The 16,182-nt window shown below is 62.9% G+C and carries 13 protein-coding genes, 3 pseudogenes and 1 riboswitch; all 16 genes and pseudogenes read left to right on the top strand.

The genetic code is table 11. The features are described 5' to 3' along the window. Positions 1–484: 484 nt before the first annotated feature. The 16 genes and pseudogenes from AC630_RS12185 (at position 485) to AC630_RS12110 (ending at position 15,808) form a co-directional block, all read left to right on the top strand. Positions 485–1,396, top strand: a complete 912-nt coding sequence (locus tag AC630_RS12185) for an AraC family transcriptional regulator (protein ID WP_245330346.1) — start codon at positions 485–487, stop codon at positions 1,394–1,396. Positions 1,397–1,732: 336 nt separating this feature from the next. Then, a complete protein-coding gene (locus AC630_RS12180) occupies positions 1,733–2,635 on the top strand; it encodes an AraC family transcriptional regulator (protein WP_245330345.1) in 903 nt (300 codons plus the stop codon). Between the two features lie 512 nt (positions 2,636–3,147). Further along, positions 3,148–4,668, top strand: a pseudogene (locus tag AC630_RS46895) (autotransporter-associated beta strand repeat-containing protein); the annotation flags it as partial. 745 nt (positions 4,669–5,413) lie between these two features. Beyond that, entirely contained in the window at positions 5,414–6,259 is an 846-nt protein-coding gene (locus AC630_RS46890) for an autotransporter outer membrane beta-barrel domain-containing protein (protein ID WP_074118776.1), read from the top strand. 63 nt (positions 6,260–6,322) lie between these two features. Further along, positions 6,323–6,952: pseudogene (locus AC630_RS12165) on the top strand (acyl-CoA dehydrogenase family protein); the annotation flags it as partial. 16 nt (positions 6,953–6,968) lie between these two features. Continuing rightward, positions 6,969–7,739, top strand: a complete 771-nt coding sequence (locus AC630_RS12160) for an enoyl-CoA hydratase/isomerase family protein (RefSeq protein ID WP_074118775.1) — start codon at positions 6,969–6,971, stop codon at positions 7,737–7,739. A gap of 18 nt (positions 7,740–7,757) precedes the next feature. Then, positions 7,758–8,102: pseudogene (locus tag AC630_RS12155) on the top strand (oxidoreductase); the annotation flags it as partial. Positions 8,103–8,146: 44 nt separating this feature from the next. Further along, positions 8,147–8,731 carry an SDR family oxidoreductase gene (locus tag AC630_RS12150; protein ID WP_083636210.1) on the top strand — a complete coding sequence of 195 codons (585 nt, stop codon included), beginning with the start codon at positions 8,147–8,149 and terminating at the stop codon, positions 8,729–8,731. 72 nt (positions 8,732–8,803) lie between these two features. Continuing rightward, positions 8,804–9,562 (top strand): SDR family NAD(P)-dependent oxidoreductase, encoded by a 759-nt coding sequence (locus AC630_RS12145; RefSeq protein WP_074118773.1) that lies wholly within the window; start codon positions 8,804–8,806, stop codon positions 9,560–9,562. Positions 9,563–9,617: 55 nt separating this feature from the next. Next, on the top strand, positions 9,618–10,439 hold the full coding sequence (locus tag AC630_RS12140; RefSeq protein WP_083636209.1) for an MBL fold metallo-hydrolase: 822 nt from the start codon (positions 9,618–9,620) through the stop codon (positions 10,437–10,439). Positions 10,440–10,631: 192 nt separating this feature from the next. Continuing rightward, complete coding sequence (locus AC630_RS48275) at positions 10,632–11,015, top strand: hypothetical protein (RefSeq protein WP_074118772.1); 384 nt, start codon at positions 10,632–10,634, stop codon at positions 11,013–11,015. Positions 11,016–11,285: 270 nt separating this feature from the next. Continuing rightward, a riboswitch (cobalamin riboswitch) is annotated at positions 11,286–11,481 on the top strand. 336 nt (positions 11,482–11,817) lie between these two features. Continuing rightward, entirely contained in the window at positions 11,818–13,848 is a 2,031-nt protein-coding gene (locus tag AC630_RS12130) for a TonB-dependent receptor (protein ID WP_349538437.1), read from the top strand. A gap of 107 nt (positions 13,849–13,955) precedes the next feature. Beyond that, positions 13,956–14,534, top strand: coding sequence for a hypothetical protein (locus AC630_RS12125; RefSeq protein ID WP_074118771.1), 579 nt, complete (start codon positions 13,956–13,958; stop codon positions 14,532–14,534). Next, the gene (locus AC630_RS12120; protein WP_074118770.1) at positions 14,531–14,827 is read left to right on the top strand and encodes a hypothetical protein; all 297 of its coding nucleotides are present in this window, start codon (positions 14,531–14,533) and stop codon (positions 14,825–14,827) included. The genes AC630_RS12125 and AC630_RS12120 overlap by 4 nt, the downstream gene beginning before the upstream one ends. After that, positions 14,824–15,036, top strand: coding sequence for a CbtB domain-containing protein (locus AC630_RS12115; RefSeq protein WP_502691511.1), 213 nt, complete (start codon positions 14,824–14,826; stop codon positions 15,034–15,036). Before AC630_RS12120 ends, AC630_RS12115 begins: the two co-directional genes overlap by 4 nt. A gap of 10 nt (positions 15,037–15,046) precedes the next feature. After that, the gene (locus AC630_RS12110; protein WP_074118769.1) at positions 15,047–15,808 is read left to right on the top strand and encodes a CbtA family protein; all 762 of its coding nucleotides are present in this window, start codon (positions 15,047–15,049) and stop codon (positions 15,806–15,808) included. Positions 15,809–16,182 lie beyond the last annotated feature (374 nt).

The raw sequence follows: 16,182 nt of genomic DNA, 5'->3' as shown, positions 1-16,182 counted from the left end.
GCAGGGGAAATCCAGCTTGGCGATCGTGCGTCCCCTGGCGCCGCGGCTCCATGATCTTGTGGCCGGAGCGCAAGACGAGTGAGAAAGTGCCGCACGGACGTCGCAATGCGATTTCGGGCACTCGGGACCAACCGGGGCCCCACAAAAGCCGTGGCGGCGGCCGACGAACCGTCGATGAGCCTGGCGATCTGACCGCGTAGCGGAAAGGCCCCGGAAAGTCCCTTCTTTGCGCACGATCAGTCTAATGATAGTAACAATAGACCGGTGACAGTAATAGTAGACCGGTTATCCAAGGGTCTCCGGCTCCTGCGCGAATTCGCAGACGGTTCGGGCGCGCCTTTGGAGCTATTGCTCCGCGGGGACCGCGCGGCCGCGTTCGCCGCACAGATCGGATCGGCGCTATGGGGCGGGGGATCGCTCGGTGACTGCAACTCCATTTGCGATGAAGCGACTGTCCACGGAAGACGTTCCTCGTCGAGAGCGGATGGCTTTCGTGCATGATTTCGTGGCGCGTCATGTCGGCGGACTCTATTTTCGCCCTGCCGACAGCAATAATGTCCGCATCGATCTGGAAGCTATGCTGCTCCCTGGCGGGCTGACCATCGGCCGTAGTCTGTACGCACCAATGCACGGCGCCCGGACGCGTGACCTGCTTCGGGACGGGCGCGAGCATTATCTGCTGACGATCCACAACGAGAGCCACGAGATATCAGTCGACGGCAAGAAGCCGGTCAAGGTGGCGGCCGGTGACGTCATGCTGGTGAATGAAGGGATTTGCTCTGAATTCTGGCTAGGCAAGCCCATGTCCGTCGATGTCGTCTCGCTCGATCATCAGTCGCTCACCGGTCTCGCCCCGCGTATAGCGCTGGAAGCGAGCTACGTCATCTCTTCGACGGCTTCGTCGGTGCCGTTATTGGCCACCTATGTCGAGGCGCTCCGTCGGAATCCGCCGAACTCGATCAAGGCTGGTGAAGTCGCCTCCCGTCACGTCTACGATCTAACCGCCCTGGTTCTCGATGGATTTGTCCGCGGCGGCGCCGAGCGAAACGAACCCAGCATTGCGACGGCGCGACTGAGACTCGTTCAAAAGGATATTCTGGAGCGGCTGTCCGACCATGGCCTTCACATCGATGCTGTCGCGAAACGCCAGGGCGTGACGCCGCGCTACATACAACGCCTTTTCGAGCGTGAAGGAACGACCTTTACGGACTTCGTTCGCGAGCGCAGGCTTGAACTGGCCTTCCGTCTTCTGAGGGAGCGCGGTGCCACATCCAGCACGATCACCGCCATCGCCCATGATGCCGGATTTGCCGAAATCTCGTCGTTCAACAGGGCGTTTCGGAAACGCTACGATACGACGCCCTCGGAGATCAGAGTGGCAAATCTGACCAGATAAAATCAACGGCAGTCGCTTTTGACTCGTGCTTGCAGGAGGTGAGGGCAGTCCTCGATATCAACGAAGCTTGATTGCTTCGTTTCGATCGCAATGACAGCGTCGAACCTGAATTTATCATGCTTGGGCGACGCGAAGATTTCGCCCTTTTGTTCGTCCTCTGCAAAGGTTGTTCGTTCTCAGCTGAGACGATCGCGCCCGGCATTCCCTATCGTTCCGGACGAACGGTGCGGTTCTACGCGCCGCAAAGCGCGTGGAACGACACAAGTGACCGCAACCCCATTTGCGATGCAGCGATTGTCCACGGAAGACGTTCCGCATCGGGACAGGCTCGCCTTCGTGCATGATTTCGTCGGACGTCATATTGGCGGTCTGAATTTCCGTCTTCTCGACTGCGAAAACGTCCGCATCGATCTAGCCGCCATGCAGCTCCCCGGTGAGCTGACCGTCGGCCAGACATGGTTCCCTCAGGTGCACGGTGCGCGCACACGTGACCTGCTCCAGGACGGTCGCGAGCACTATCTGCTGGCAATTCATAACCAAGATTACGAAATTTCGATCGACGGCAAGGAGCCTGTCAGAGTGGCTGCCGGCGACCTGTCGCTCGTGAACGAAGCCGTTTGCTCCGAATTCTGGTTCGGAAAGCCTCAGACGGTCGATGTGATGGCGCTCGATCGCCAACTGCTTGCCAGGCTGGCCCCGCGCGTCGACATGGAAGCGAGCTATATTCTGCCTGCAGCGGCAGCCGATATGCGGTTGCTGACAGCTTATGCCGACAATCTTCGTTCAAGCCCGCCGACTTCCGAGAAGGCGCGCGAGATGGCCTCGCGCCACATCTATGATCTCACCGCCCTGGTTCTCGATGGGTTTGTCCGCGGCGGCGCCGAGCGAAACGAAATCAGCATTGCGGCGGCGCGATTGAAACTCGTTCAGAAGGATATTCTCGAACGGTTATCCGATCACGGTCTTCACATCGATGCCGTCGCGAGACGCCAGGGCGTGACGCCGCGCTACATTCAGCGCCTTTTCGAGAGCGAAGGCACGACCTTCTCGGACTTTGTTCGCGAGCGCAGGCTTGAACTGGCCTTCCGTTTTCTCCAGGAGCGCGAGCCCGCATCCAGCACGATCACTGCCATCGCCTACGACGCCGGCTTCTCCGACATTTCATCGTTCAACAGGGCATTTCGGAAGCGCTTCGAGGCGACGCCCTCGGAGATCAGAGCAGCCGTTCTGATCAGATAAGTATTCCTCGAGATCATTCGAAATATCGCCGCACGCGAGGTGAGTGTGCGTGTGGCATTTGGTGCTTGTTTGTCACCAGGCGATGCAAATGTCTCGCGCTGTTCGTCCCCTGCAAAGGTCGTTCATTCCTGACCGAGACGATCATGCACGCCCTTCCGTATCGTCTCGCATGAACGGCGCGGAATATTCCCCGCGCCGCAATTGCGTCGGAGGTGTCTTGAGACGGTTCGATATTTTCGAAGCGCAACTTCCTTCGGCGAGCAACGATAAAGAGAGTGCAAGATTGATGATGATCGGTACACGCTGCGAATAGCCGAAGCCACGCCCACCCGGAAACGGACTGGCGGAGAGCTGTGCCGGGCAACACGCCATCTTCTGGCCGCGGTGTCTTACGCCGGCGCCGTGCGACCGATCGCGCCACGACGGAAGCATCTCCTCCCGAATTCATCCGAAGGAAACGCTGACCACCGAGGTCAGCAGGATCACGACATACGTTCTTCAAAGGCAAGACTATGAAAGCTCACAATCCGAAACTCTCCGCGCGTCCCTTTTCCAGCCTGAAAGCCAGCCTTCTCTCGGCGACGGCGCTGGTCGCCGCCGGCGCACCGCTGGCGCAGCCGTCGTTGGCGGTTGAGTATAGATATGAGGTGCCGGGGCCGCACAATACGGCAATAACCGTCAGCGGACCCGGCGATACGATCTATGCCGCCGATGGCGTGACCGCCGTTTTTGGGGGCACGGTCGCATTCTCTGCCGCGTCCGGAGTCTTGAACCTCGGCAGCGCCAGCGATCCGGATAGCGCGATCATCTTTTCGCCGACGAGCATGACCGGTCCCATCGCCGGGTCGAGCATTTCGTTGGTCACGGGCAGGCTACAACTGGGCAGCGCCGCCGCCCGCAGCTTCTTCGAGTCTGCGTCTCTGACTCTCTCGGGCGGTGTTTTCAATCTGAACGGCGAAGACCAGATTCTTCATGGTGTGACGGCTCTGGCCGGCTCGAGAATTGTCAACGACACTGCCGGCACGAGCGTGACCTTGACCGTGGGCTCGAACTCTGGCGCGACCCGCGTCCTTGCCGGCACGATTGCCGATGGCGCGGGACAATTGGGTCTGCGCATCGTGGGAAATGATTGGGTGCGCATCAGTGGCTACAACAGCTATTCCGGCGGCACGACCGTGGTGGGCGGCAAGCTGGAAGTGGGGCATTCCAATGCGCTCGGAACAGGTGCGTTGCGCCTTGATGGGTCCCGGCTGCTCCTCGACAACGGCATCACAATCGCCAACAATACTGAGATCGCAGGTTTATCGCGCTTCACCGTTGACGGTTCGGATACGGCGACGCTGAGCGGAGCCGTTACGAGCGGTGACGACCGCGATCTGATAAAGGACGGCCAGGGTACGCTGCTGCTGACGAACGCCGCCAACGCCTACCGCAACACCATCGTCCAGCAAGGCACGCTAGTCGGCAACGCCGATTCGATCCGGGGCGATGTCAGCAATGGCGGGACGGTGGTGTTCGATGAGCCGAGCGATCTCACCTTTGGCGGCAACATCAGCGGCCTGGATAGCGGCGTCAACGGAACGATGGTCAAGCGTGGCGCGGGCAACCTGACCCTTGCCGGAAACTCGTCGCTCGACTGGACCGTCGAGGCCGGTTCGCTCAACTCCACGGCCGAGCGCTTCCACGGCAATGCCGTTCTGCATGCCGATGCATCCCTGCAATTCAATCAGGCGGCGAATGCGACCTATGCCGGCGCGCTGTCGGGGGAGGGATTTTTCGTCAAGGTCGGCAACGGCATGCTGACCCTGACCGGGAACAACAGCCATACGGGCGGCACCATCATCGGAGATGGCACGCTCCAGATCGGCAATGGCGGCACGACGGGCTCGATCGCCGGCGATGTCCTGGCCAGCGGCACGCTCGCCTTCAACCGCTCGAACGAGATGACCTTCGCCGGCGTCATCAGCGGCGCTGGCCGCGTTCGCCAGATCGGCTCGGGCAGAACCGAACTGACGAGCAACTCCAGCGGCTTCACCGGCTCGACCGCGGTCGAGAACGGCACGCTGGTGGTAAACGGCCAACTCGGCGGCCTGATGGATGTGCTATTGGCGGGCCGCCTGCAAGGCACCGGCACGGTAGGCAGCACGTTCGTCAACGGCACCATCGCGCCCGGCAATTCGATCGGAACGCTGAACGTCGCCGGCAACATCACCTTCAACCCGGGCTCGATCTATGAGGTCGAGGTCAATGCGGCGGGTGCGGGGGACCGCATCAACGCCACCGGCACGACCACGATCGACGGCGGCACGGTGAGGGCGCTGGCCGGCAAGGGCAATTACGCGCCGTCCACCCGCTACACGATCCTCCATGCCGATGGCGGCCGGACGGGCACCTTCACGGGCGGCGTGACCTCGAATCTCGCCTTCCTCGATCCCTCGCTCAGCTATGACGCCAATAACGTCTATCTGACAATGACCCGTAACAGTATCGACTTCGCCGCTGTCGGCGTTACACGCAACCAGATCGCCACCGGCGGCGGCGTGGAAAGTCTCGGGTTCGGGAATCCGGTCAATAATGCGGTGCTGAACCTCTCGGCCGATCAGGCGCGCAATGCCTTCGACCAGCTCTCGGGCGAGATCCACGCCTCGGCCAAGTCCGCGCTGCTCGAGGACAGCCGCTTCCTGCGCGATGCGGCGATCGATCGCCTGCGCTCGGCCTTCGACGCGGTCGGGGCAGAGAGGAGCCCGGTCATGAGCTACGCCTCAGCCGGTCCGGAATATGTGCCCGCCAGCACCGACCGCTTCGCGGTCTGGGGGGCGTGCCTTCGGCTCCTGGGGCCACACGGACGGCGACGGCAATGCCGCGCGCTTCAACCGTTCGACCGGCGGCTTCTTCGTCGGCGCGGATGCTTCGGTGTTCGACGCCGGGCGCTTCGGTGCGGTGGCAGGCTACAGCCGCACGACTTTCGACGTGAAGGACCGCCGCTCCTCGGGCTCAAGCGACAACTATCATCTCGGCCTCTATGGTGGCTCGCAATGGGGCGATCTCGCCTTCCGCACCGGTGCTGCCTACACATGGAACGACATCTCCACCTCGCGGAACGTGACGTTCTCCGGCTTCACGGACAGCCTGAAGGGCGACTACAACGCCGGTACCGCCCAGGTCTTCGGTGAACTGGCCTACGGCATCGGCAAGCGCGAGGCCCGGTTCGAGCCCTTCGCGAACCTCGCTTATGTCAATTTGCGCACCGACGGTTTTACCGAAAGGGGCGGCGCGGCTGCGCTGACCAGCGCTTCCGCCAACACGGATGCGACCTTCACCACGCTCGGCCTGCGCGCTTCGACGACGTTCGGCCTGAACAACGCTGTCGTGACGGCCAGGGGGACGCTCGGCTGGCGTCATGCCTTCGGTGACATGTCGCCGTTCTCGACGATGCGGTTTGCCGGCGGTGGCGATGCCTTCACGATCGGCGGCGTGCCGATCGCGCGCAATGCGGCGGTGGTGGAAGCCGGTCTCGACTTCGCGCTGACGCCGAATGCCGTGCTCGGGGTCTCCTATGGCGGCCAGTTCGGCTCGGGCGTTTCCGACCAATCGGCCCGCGCCAACTTCAGCGTGAAGTTCTAGAGCCATTTCCATTCCGATGGAATCGGAACGGGGGCCGGCGCCACCGTGATCAAGGTTGAGCGCCTGTTCCGCACCAGCACGCCGACCGAGAAGAACCGCCGCCACGGCCTGACCTCGCTCCTTGTCGACATGAAAGCTCCGGGCATCACCTGCAACCTGATCGATCAGATGAGCGGCGTGCGGGATTTCAACGAGGTCGTCTTCGACAACGTTTTCATTCCCGACGATCAGCTGATCGGCGAGGTCGACGGCGCCTGGAAGCAGGCGACGACCGAACTGGCTTACGAGCGAAGTGGTCCGGAGCGTTTCCTCGAGACCTTTGCCGTGCTCCGCAAGCTGGTCGAAGTGGCCGGAAACAAGCCCGACGCACGTATGAGCGAAGCCATCGGTGGACTGGTGGCGGAGTTGCACGCATTGCGCCGCATGTCGGTGTCGGTTGCAGGCATGCTTGAAGCCGGCCGGGAGCCTGTGTCCGAGGCCGCGATCGTGAAGGATCTGGGCACGCTGTGGGAGCAGGACCTGCCGCAGCGTGTGCGCCAGGCCGCCGCACATCTTCCCGTCGATACCGCAAGCTTCGGCGACTTCGAACGCGTGCTTCAATTCAACACCCGCATCGCGCCCAAGCTGACGATCCAGGGCGGGACCACGGAAATCCTGCGCGGCGTCATCGCCCGCGGACTTGGCCTTCGCTAGTCATTCGAGGAAACTCATGTCTGATCTTCTGATCTCCCGTGTCGGCCACGTTCAAGTCGCCGAAATCAACCGGCCGCCGCATAATTACTTCAACAAGGAGCTGATGACGCTGATCGCCGAAGCGCTCATCGCGGCGGATGCGGATCCGGACATTCGGGTCACGCTGCTGTGTGCGAACGGCAAGTCCTTCTGCGCCGGCGCGGATTTTTCCGGGCCGCAGCCGGAAACGCCGGAGGCGCGCCGCGCGGACTCCCGCGCTCTCTACAACGAAGGCATCCGGATCTTTCAGGCAAAGAAGCCGATCGTCGCGGCGGTGCAGGGCCATGCCATTGGCGGCGGCCTCGGCGTCGCGCTCGCGGCCGACTACCGGATCGCGACCCCCGAGACCAGCTTCTCGGCCAACTTCACCCGGCTTGGCTTTCATCCGGGCTTCGGGCTCACCATCACGCTGCCCGAGCTGGTCGGCCGGACCCGTGCATCGCTGCTGATGCTGACTGGCCGCCGGGTCAAGGGCGAGGAGGCCCTTGAGATCGGCATGTGCGAAGCGGTGGTTCCGCTCGAGAAGCTGCGCGACGAGGCGATGAAGCTGGCGCAGGAGATCGCTGAAAGCGCGCCGCTCGCCGTCAAGTCGACGCGCGCCACGCTCCGCGCCGGATTGGCCGAGCGGGTCGAAGAACGGCTGAAGCACGAACTCGATGAGCAATCGTGGCTGCGCGAGACCGAAGACTTTGCCGAGGGCGTGCGCGCCACCGCCGAGCGGCGCGTCGCAAATTTTAAGGCACGTTGACCTCCAGGGGAGAACCACATGGTCAAACTGTTTGAAAAAGCTGTTTTCCGCGGTGTCGAGTTGAACAATCGCATCGTGGTTTCGCCGATGGGGATGTACTCGGCCGAGAACGGCTATGTCACGCCGTTCCATCTGGTTCACTACGGCAAGTTCGCGATGGGCGGTGCCGGGCTCGTTTTCGTCGAACAGACGTCGGTCACCCGCAAGGGGCGGATCACCAACGGCGATCCCGGGCTCTGGGAAGATGGCCAGATCGAGGGGATGCGCCAGGTCGTTCACGTGATCAAGGCGCACGGTTCGAAGGCGGCGATCCAGATCAACCATGGCGGCCGAAAGTCCAGCCAGCAGCGTGCCTTCAGGGGTAATGGTCCCCTGACCGACCGCGATATCGAGATGGGCGAGGAGCGTTGGACGCCGACCGGCCCGTCGGATGTACCGACGCCGACACCTTCGCGGCCGTGCTGGAGCGTATCGAGGCCGAGGAAGGTCCCATCCGTACGTTCTGTTCGAATGCCGGCGTTGCGCGCGGCTTCGGCGGCCCGGCCGACAATGCGGCCTTCGCGTCCGACGACATCTGGCGGCAATCCTGGGACATCAACGTCATGGCCCACGTTCGGGCCGCCCGTTTCCTCTTGCCGCGGATGATTGCGAGGGGAGGCGGGATCTTCCTTCAGACCGCGTCTGCGGCCGGCCTGCTCAACCAGGTCGGCAGCGCGGTTTACGGCACGACGAAGCACGCTGCCATCGGTCTGGCGGAAAACCTCGCCTTCAGCCACCGAGACCAGGGCATTCGCGTCGCGGTGCTATGTCCGCAAGGCGTGGACACGCCGCTCTTGAACGACATCCCGCAAGGTCCGGAAAGCGCCGACGGAATCCTGTCTCCGCGCGACGTGGCTCTAGCTGCGCTGAAGGGGCTCGACGAGGGGGGCCTTCGTGATCCTGCCCCACGTCGTGGTCAAGGATTACTGCCGGCGAAAAGCCGAGAACTATGACCGGTGGATCGCAGGCATGTCCAGGCTCGCACAGCGCCAGCGCGTCTGAGGCGCAACCGCTGGGAGAATTGAATGTTCGATATTGACGGCAAGCATGTGTTGGTCACCGGTGCGTCGAGCGGCTTTGGCCTCCATTTCGCGCGTTTCCTGGCGGGCCGCGGCGCCTGCGTAACGCTCGCGGCGCGCCGCATCGACGCCTTGAAATCCAACGTAGCGCAAATCAACGCATCCGCCGGCAAAGCGCACTGCGTCGTGCTTGACGTGACCGACGCCGGCAAGATCGAAACGGCATTTGGTGAGGCCGAGGCCAGGTTCGGGCCGTTCCACGCCGTCATCAACAATGCCGGCGTCACGGCGACGAAAGCGGCTCTCGATCAGGACGAGCGCTCCTGGGACAGCGTCGTCGACACCAATCTGAAGGGTGTCTGGCTGGTAGCGCAGCAAGCGGCGCGGCGGATGATCGCACACGAGGTCAAGGGTTCGATCGTCAATATCGCCTCTATCTTGGGCTTGCGCGTGGCCGGCGCCGTTGCACCCTACGCGATATCGAAAGCAGGCGTCATTCAATTGACCAAGGCCCTGGCGCTCGAGTGGGCGCGCTACGGGATTCGTGTCAACGCCCTTGCTCCCGGATATTTCGCGACCGACCTCAACGACGAATTCTTTGCGAGCGAGAGCGGAAGGGCCCTGGTCAAGCGGATACCCCAACGCCGCCTGGGCCGGCTGGAAGAGCTGAACGGACCGTTGCTGCTGCTGATTTCCGATGCGGGGTCGTTCATGACCGGAAGCGTTGTCACGGTTGATGGAGGCCATCTGGTCTCTGGACTCTAGCGCGCGTCCTGCTCCGTAAATCCTTGGTCGCCGTCACTACCGAAAGGAAACCAGAGTGAAACTCCGCAGCCGCCGTGTCGGCGATTACGATATCGCATTCCTGTTCGACGGAATGTTTACAACGGGCACGGACTCGTTGGTTCACGCAAATGGGCCTGCGGCGCAGGCGAAGATGCTGGCCAATTGTCCAGGCGCGACGATCGAGTTCGAAGTCAATCACTTCGCCCTGCGCGGACCGGGCGGCCTGACGCTCGTTGATGCCGGGACCGGACCTGGTTGGAGCCCGTTGCTCGGTCGCTCCTGGGACTCGATGCGGCAGAACGGCATCGAGCCGGCGGACGTTGACCGGGTTCTCCTGACCCATCTCCATTTCGACCATGCGCGAGGGCTGCTGGATGGCGAGAAGCCCTACTTTCCCCGGGCCGAGATTCTGATCCCTTCGATCGAGCTTGCTTTCTATACGAGCGAGGCAGCCCGGCTGGTGCTTCCTGAGGCGCGTCGTAGCGCGTTTCCCATCACGGCCGCGATCGTCAATGCCTACGGCCCGCGCATCAAGCCGTTCATGCCGGGTGAAGTGCTGCCTGGCATCGAGACCCTGGCGCTTCCGGGCCATACGATGGGCCAGACCGGTTTCCTTCTGCAGGGGAATAGGGAAACCGCGCTGTTCTGGGCCGATGCGGCTCACATGGCCGAGACCCAGACGGCCGATCCCGACGTTAGCACGGTCTTCGACTACGATCCGAAACTCGCTGCGCGAACGAGGTGGTGGCTGTTCGATCGAGCCGTCGAGGAGAACTGGCTCATTATCGGCTCCCATCTGAGCGACTTTTCCCGCGTCCGCAGGGTCGGCCGCACCTACGGAATTTCCGGGGCTTAGCCAGCACGTGCGTGGTGTCGTGGGTGGCTCGCTTCAATTGTTCTCGGGTTCTCTGCAGTCGGCGTTAGGTCTCATACGCTAGTCAGCTTGTCGCTCGTCTTCTTCGGAAGGCTCGGGCACGATTCTCGGGAAAGCGTCAAGCGTTGCGTTCTGCGATGACTTCGTTAGAAGGGCCGCGGAGCCCGTCTAAGTGTGAATTTTCAAGTAACTGTACTCAAGATCCTCGTGAGTCACCCGGATGGATTCGCTGCGATGGACGATCTCAAGCGGGACATGGAAATCCTCGCGACAAGCGGGCGCGACTGGGCAGAACGCACGAAGAGGCTCGCGGCTCATGCGCCCGGTCTTTCTGTATTCGAGCAAGGCCTGATCGAACGCAGGAACGGCGGATGGCGAATCACCGACACAGGTAGGGAGCTCCTTGAAGGCTTGGAGGCGGCGGTTAAGTCAGAGCAGGAGCTGAGCTCCGGGGCGACGGCTGGTCGTGTCCACAATCATGTACCGGGCGATCGACGGCCGGATGATGGAGTGCGTTTCGAGACAAAGGATGGCTGGCGGCCTGCCGGGCGAGAGTGATTTCGACCAGAAGTCCGACTCCGAGCTTCAGGACGGTTGTCGAAAATCCCACGAGAAGAGTTGGTTCTGGCTCGCGTTTACAGACCCATGCCACCATCCACGGCGAGGACGGCAACCAGCGTATTTGAAGCAATTCATTGCCGACCGTCCGCTGAACGAGCTTTGCGATTGCAGGAGCTCTGCGCAGCGCCGAGTGATGTATTTCAATCACACTGAGCAAAGAACCGTTGTGCGTCACCACGAACTCGTTTGACGCGGTCAAAGCGGAGACCCTACGGTCATCCCGACGGCTCCCTTCGGGGATTAATAGGGAATGCGGTGCAGGGGATTGCCCTTATGCCGCAGCTGCCCCCGCAACTGTAAGCGGTGAACCTCGCGTCATATGCCACTGGTATCTCGGACCGGGAAGGCGACGTAGAGGTCACGACCCGCGAGCCAGGAGACCTGCCGTCAGCCGTGGTCACACGCGAAGATGTCGGTCGGGGAGTACAGACATTAGCTTCACCGGAGCATTTCGGCGCTCCGCCGTGAAACCTCGTTCGCTGTGACGTGCCACTGACGTCATACCGAGGTTTCCCCCGCATGCCTTCCGTTTCTGCTGTCCGGCGCCGTCGCGCGGTTTGGCTGGCAACTAGCTTCATTGTTCCCGTCCTTCTCCTGAACGTGAGGCCCGCCCACGCGCAGCAAGCTGTCGCCGCGCAGTTGCCGCCGATCGAAGTGACCAAGCCCGATGATCAGAACCGCACGCGCGCCAGGGCGACCGGCGATGGCGGCGACACGACGAGGCGGCGGGCGGCACCGTATGTCGCCCCGAGCGGCGCGCCGGCGGGCAATGGGGGCCGGCTCATCCGGCAGCGAGGCGGCCGCCGGCAACGGAGGCATCGTCGGGGCCGCCACGACCGTCATCACGGCCGCGGACGTCGCAAATTCGCCGTCGCAGACACTCGCCGAGATCATCGCGACGCAGACTCCGGGTGCCCAGATTACGACGTTCTATGGCGGCCCAGTCGCTGCGAAGACGAGCGTCGATCTGCGCGGCTTTGGCGCCTTCGCCACCGCCAACACCCTGGTGCTGGTCAACGGCCGGCGACTAAACGACGTCGACATGGCGCAGGTGGATCTCTCCACCATCCCGCTCAATTCCATCGAGCGCATCGAGATCACACGCGGCAATTCCGGCGCGGTGCTCTATGGAGACAACGCGATCGGCGGCGTGATCAACATCGTCACCAAGAACGGCGTCGGTGGCCCACCTGCCGCTTTGCGCGTCGAGGGTGGATTCGGCTCGTTCAACACTAAGCTCGGCAATATCTCGACCTCGCTCAACTCCGGTCCGTGGTCGACCTCGTTCTATGGCAGCGCGGTGAAAACCGACGGCTACCGCGACAACAATCGCTACTCCCAGGAGAACGGGGTCGGCAATCTGAACTACACAACGCCCGGCCTGACCGCTTTCCTCACGGTGACCGGTGACAATCAGGAGCTGAGACTGCCGGGCGGCCGCACCGTCGATCCGTCCATTGGCCTCGACGAGCTCGCCACCGACCGCAGAGGAACCAGCACACCATTCAACTACGCCAATCAGCAGGGCATGAGTGCGACCGCGGGCTTCACCAAGACATTGGTCAACGGTGTCGATCTCATCGTCGATGGCGGCGTTCGCAACAAGAAGCAGCAGAGCGCCTTCTTCTCCAGTCCGACGCCGGTGCCGGACTGGTTCACGTCGACCTATGTCGATGCCGACCTGACGACGTGGTCGATCACGCCACGGCTCAGCGTGAGGAGTTTTGCGTTCGGCATGCCGTCACAACTGTTGACCGGCATCGATTACTACGATGCGAGCTTTCAGCAGAACCGTGGCGCCGGCCAGGGACTCGCTCCCTGGCACAATTACGACCTCAGGCAGCAGACGGTCGCTGCCTATTTCCAGCACACATTGGGCGTGACGCCCACGACCGACGTCTCCTACGGCGCTCGGGTGCAGAACATCAGCCTGACGGAACGCGACAATTTTGACCCGACGGCCCCCTTCAATGGCGACATCGGCGCTCTGCCGCTCAAGAGCGACGAGACCCAATATGCGCTGCATCTCGGTGTCGAGCAGCGGCTCAACGACATATTCACGCTGTTCGGCCGCGGCGCGCGTGCGTTCCGCACGCCTGACGTGGACGAGCGCGTGGCGTCGGGCCCTGCATTTGACCCATTCTTCAATCCGCTCCCGCAGACCTTCCAGCTCAAGACCCAGACATCGCAGGATGTCGAGGGCGGCCTGCGCATCAAGGCCGGTGGGCTTCAGATGCAGAGCAGCCTCTATTTGATGGACCTCACCAACGAGATCCATTTCAGCCCCGTCCTGTTCTACAACACCAATCTCGATCCCACCCGGCGCTACGGCTCAGAGACCAGTCTCTCCTATCGCGTCAACGACTCTCTGCTGTTGCGCTCCGGCATGGCTGTGACGCGGGCGATCTTCCGTGAGGGCATCTGGGCCGGCAACGACGTGCCGCTGGTGTCGCGCTACACTGCGAATGTGGGCGTCACCTGGAACATCTGGCAGAACTACGTCGTGCTCGACGCCACCGCCCGCTTCTGGAGCGAGCGGCGGATGGACAACGATCAGGCCGGCACGCAAAAGCCGATTCCCGCCAACGGCACCATCGACCTCAAGCTCAGCGGTCAGTATGAACGCTACTTCTGGTCCTTCAGCGTCAACAATGTGCTGAACGCTCTCTATTACGACTATGCGATCGCGAGTACCTTCACGGACGGTCGCTTTAGCGCGTATCCGCTGCCCGGCCGCACCTATCTGCTCAAGGCCGGCGCTACGTTCTGAGGCGCGTCCAAAGTTGCATCGGCTCCCCACGTACGCACTTCATTGGCCTCGATGGGGCTGTCATAAGCCCACAAATGTACTAGAATTCGGAAACAAGGAGATCACATATGGCCCTCAGCATCCTGCCGCCCCACACCGACCATTTCCGGCTTCAGCCGGTCGAACCGCGTTATGCGTCGATGTTCTGCTTTGCTCTGCTGACGGTGTCATGCGCGCTCGCGAGTTTTGCGCTTGCCTGTGCAACACCCTTCGCAGCCTTCGCAGTCGTGGCGGCGGCCATGCTGCCGCTGCGTCCGGCGCTGCTGGTTGTCACCGGCGCCTGGCTCGTGAACCAGTGCATCGGCTTTGGCGCGCTGCACTATCCCGTTGACTCCAGCACGATCGCCTGGGGCTTCGTCATCGGCGCCGCTGCGCTTCTATCGACTGCGGCGGCGTCCGCCGTGCTCCGCGTGCTGCCGCAGGGCCGCACTCCGCTGATGCTGGCCGTCACGCTCCTTGTCGCCTATGCAGCTTACGAGCTCGCGCTGTTCGCCGCGACGCCGGCCTTGGGCGGAGAGGGTGCCTTCACCGCCGCGATCGTGACGCGCATTGGACTGACCAGCGCGGTCTGGCTCGCCGGCCTCGTGGCCGCCTGCGAAATCGTTCGTCTGCTCGATCTCTTCGGGCGGGGACGCGCGACAGCTTGAGCGGAGAGGCCCATTGGCGCGACGACATCGCGTCGCTGGTCTTTCCTGTCACCGGTCATGGCGCGATCTGCGCCGTGCACCGGGGCGCTTTCCGGACGCTGCTCGGCGCCGAGCCGTCGCCGGAGGACTGCCTCGGGTATTTCCGGCGGTTTGAAGCAGCCTTTCGGGCGGCCGCCGGCGCCAAGATCGCCCGCAGGGGCATTCCTGCGGGGACTAGCCTGCATCTTACCAGTCGCGACATCGCCCGGAAGCTGCTAGAAGACGTGCAAATCGCCAACGGAGAACAGCCATGAGCCAACCCCAGCTCACGAACGCCCAGGTCATGAACGACCAGGTCACGCATTTGCCGGTTGCCGCCGGGCAGGTGGGACGGCTTTCGCAGGCTTTGATGGCCATGGTGCTGGGCGTCTTCGTCGTCGGCGTCGTCGGCTTCGCTCACATCGATGTCATCCACAATGCCGCACACGACGTGCGCCACTCAAATGCCTTCCCCTGCCACTGACTGAGGTGGAATGAGCACGTTTCGCTCGATCGTTTTCTCATCGGTCATTGCTGGCTTCATCGTCGGTGTCATCGTCACAGTCGCCCAGCAGTTCGGCACCGTTCCCCTGATCCTGAAGGCCGAGGTCTACGAGAAGGCCGCGGCGACGCACCAGCACGACGCAGCAGCGCCGCAGGCGGCTACGGCCGGCCACGACCATGCAGCTCACAGCCACGCCGACCATGACCACGGCGCCGAGGCATGGGAGCCGCGCGACGGGCTCGAGCGCAACACCTATACGGCCGCCGCGAACGTGCTGGCCGCGATCGGATTTGCATTGCTTCTGGCCGGCTTCTTCGCGGTCCGCAGCGGAGCGACCGGCGAGGGGATCACCTGGCACGAAGGTCTGATGTGGGGCTTGGCGGGCTTTGCGGTATTCACGATCGCGCCCGGCCTCGGCCTGCCGCCGGACCTGCCTGGCGTGCCCGCCGCGCCTCTGCTGTCGCGCCAGATCTGGTGGCTCGTGGCGGTGCTGTCGACGGCCGCAGGCCTGGGCCTGATTGTCTTTCGCCGCTCCGTGCCGGCGGCTATCGCGGGCGTGATTCTCCTGGCGTTGCCGCATCTGATTGGCGCGCCAGAGCTGGAGCACATCGAAACCAACGTCCCATCATCGCTGTCTCACCAGTTCGTGGTCGCGGTGACCCTCACGAGCCTGGTCTTCTGGTCGCTCCTGGGAGCGGTGACGAGCGCGGTGTTTGCGCGATTGGACGACGTTCCCCGCCAAACCCCGTAAGGGAGCAGATTGCCTGTCACGGCCGAGTCGCGAGATGTCGGCGGACAGAGACAAGCGCGCCTACGCTAGAGCGTTTTCGAGCGAAGTGGATACCGGTTCGCGTCAAGAAAACGCGTCAAAACAAGAGTCTAGAGCCCCGTTCCGATTCCATCGGAACGGAAATGGCTCTAGAGACGGCCCTTTCCGACAAACTGCTCGCTTCACTGAGCCCCAGCGGCCGGGGTCGTGCTCAGCGGCGCGCCGCCGACCGAGATGGGGCCTGCCGAAGGCGCGGGCCGCGGCGGCTTCTTTGGCTTCGGGACGACTCGCGGAGGCGTGGGAGGCTGTGCGCTGGCGAGCGGTGGCGGCACCACCGGTGGCGGGGCGGCTCGCGG

The sequence above is a fragment of the Bradyrhizobium sp. AS23.2 genome, from assembly GCF_001908185.1.
GTDB lineage: Bacteria > Pseudomonadota > Alphaproteobacteria > Rhizobiales > Xanthobacteraceae > Bradyrhizobium.
Note: the sequence above shows the minus strand (reverse complement) of the source record. Positions and strands in the feature narration are given on the sequence as shown.

Excerpts from the sequence above, each read along its gene's own strand:
- AC630_RS12130 (WP_349538437.1), top strand. The coding sequence starts at position 11,818 with ATGTCGCCCCGAGCGGCGCGCCGGCGGGCAATGGGGGCCGGCTCATCC.
- AC630_RS12185 (WP_245330346.1), top strand. The coding sequence starts at position 485 with ATGGCTTTCGTGCATGATTTCGTGGCGCGTCATGTCGGCGGACTCTAT.
- AC630_RS12160 (WP_074118775.1), top strand. The coding sequence starts at position 6,969 with ATGTCTGATCTTCTGATCTCCCGTGTCGGCCACGTTCAAGTCGCCGAA.
- AC630_RS12110 (WP_074118769.1), top strand. The coding sequence starts at position 15,047 with ATGAGCACGTTTCGCTCGATCGTTTTCTCATCGGTCATTGCTGGCTTC.
- AC630_RS46890 (WP_074118776.1), top strand. The coding sequence starts at position 5,414 with ATGTGCCCGCCAGCACCGACCGCTTCGCGGTCTGGGGGGCGTGCCTTC.
- AC630_RS12145 (WP_074118773.1), top strand. The coding sequence starts at position 8,804 with ATGTTCGATATTGACGGCAAGCATGTGTTGGTCACCGGTGCGTCGAGC.
- AC630_RS12125 (WP_074118771.1), top strand. The coding sequence starts at position 13,956 with ATGGCCCTCAGCATCCTGCCGCCCCACACCGACCATTTCCGGCTTCAG.
- AC630_RS12115 (WP_502691511.1), top strand. The coding sequence starts at position 14,824 with ATGAGCCAACCCCAGCTCACGAACGCCCAGGTCATGAACGACCAGGTC.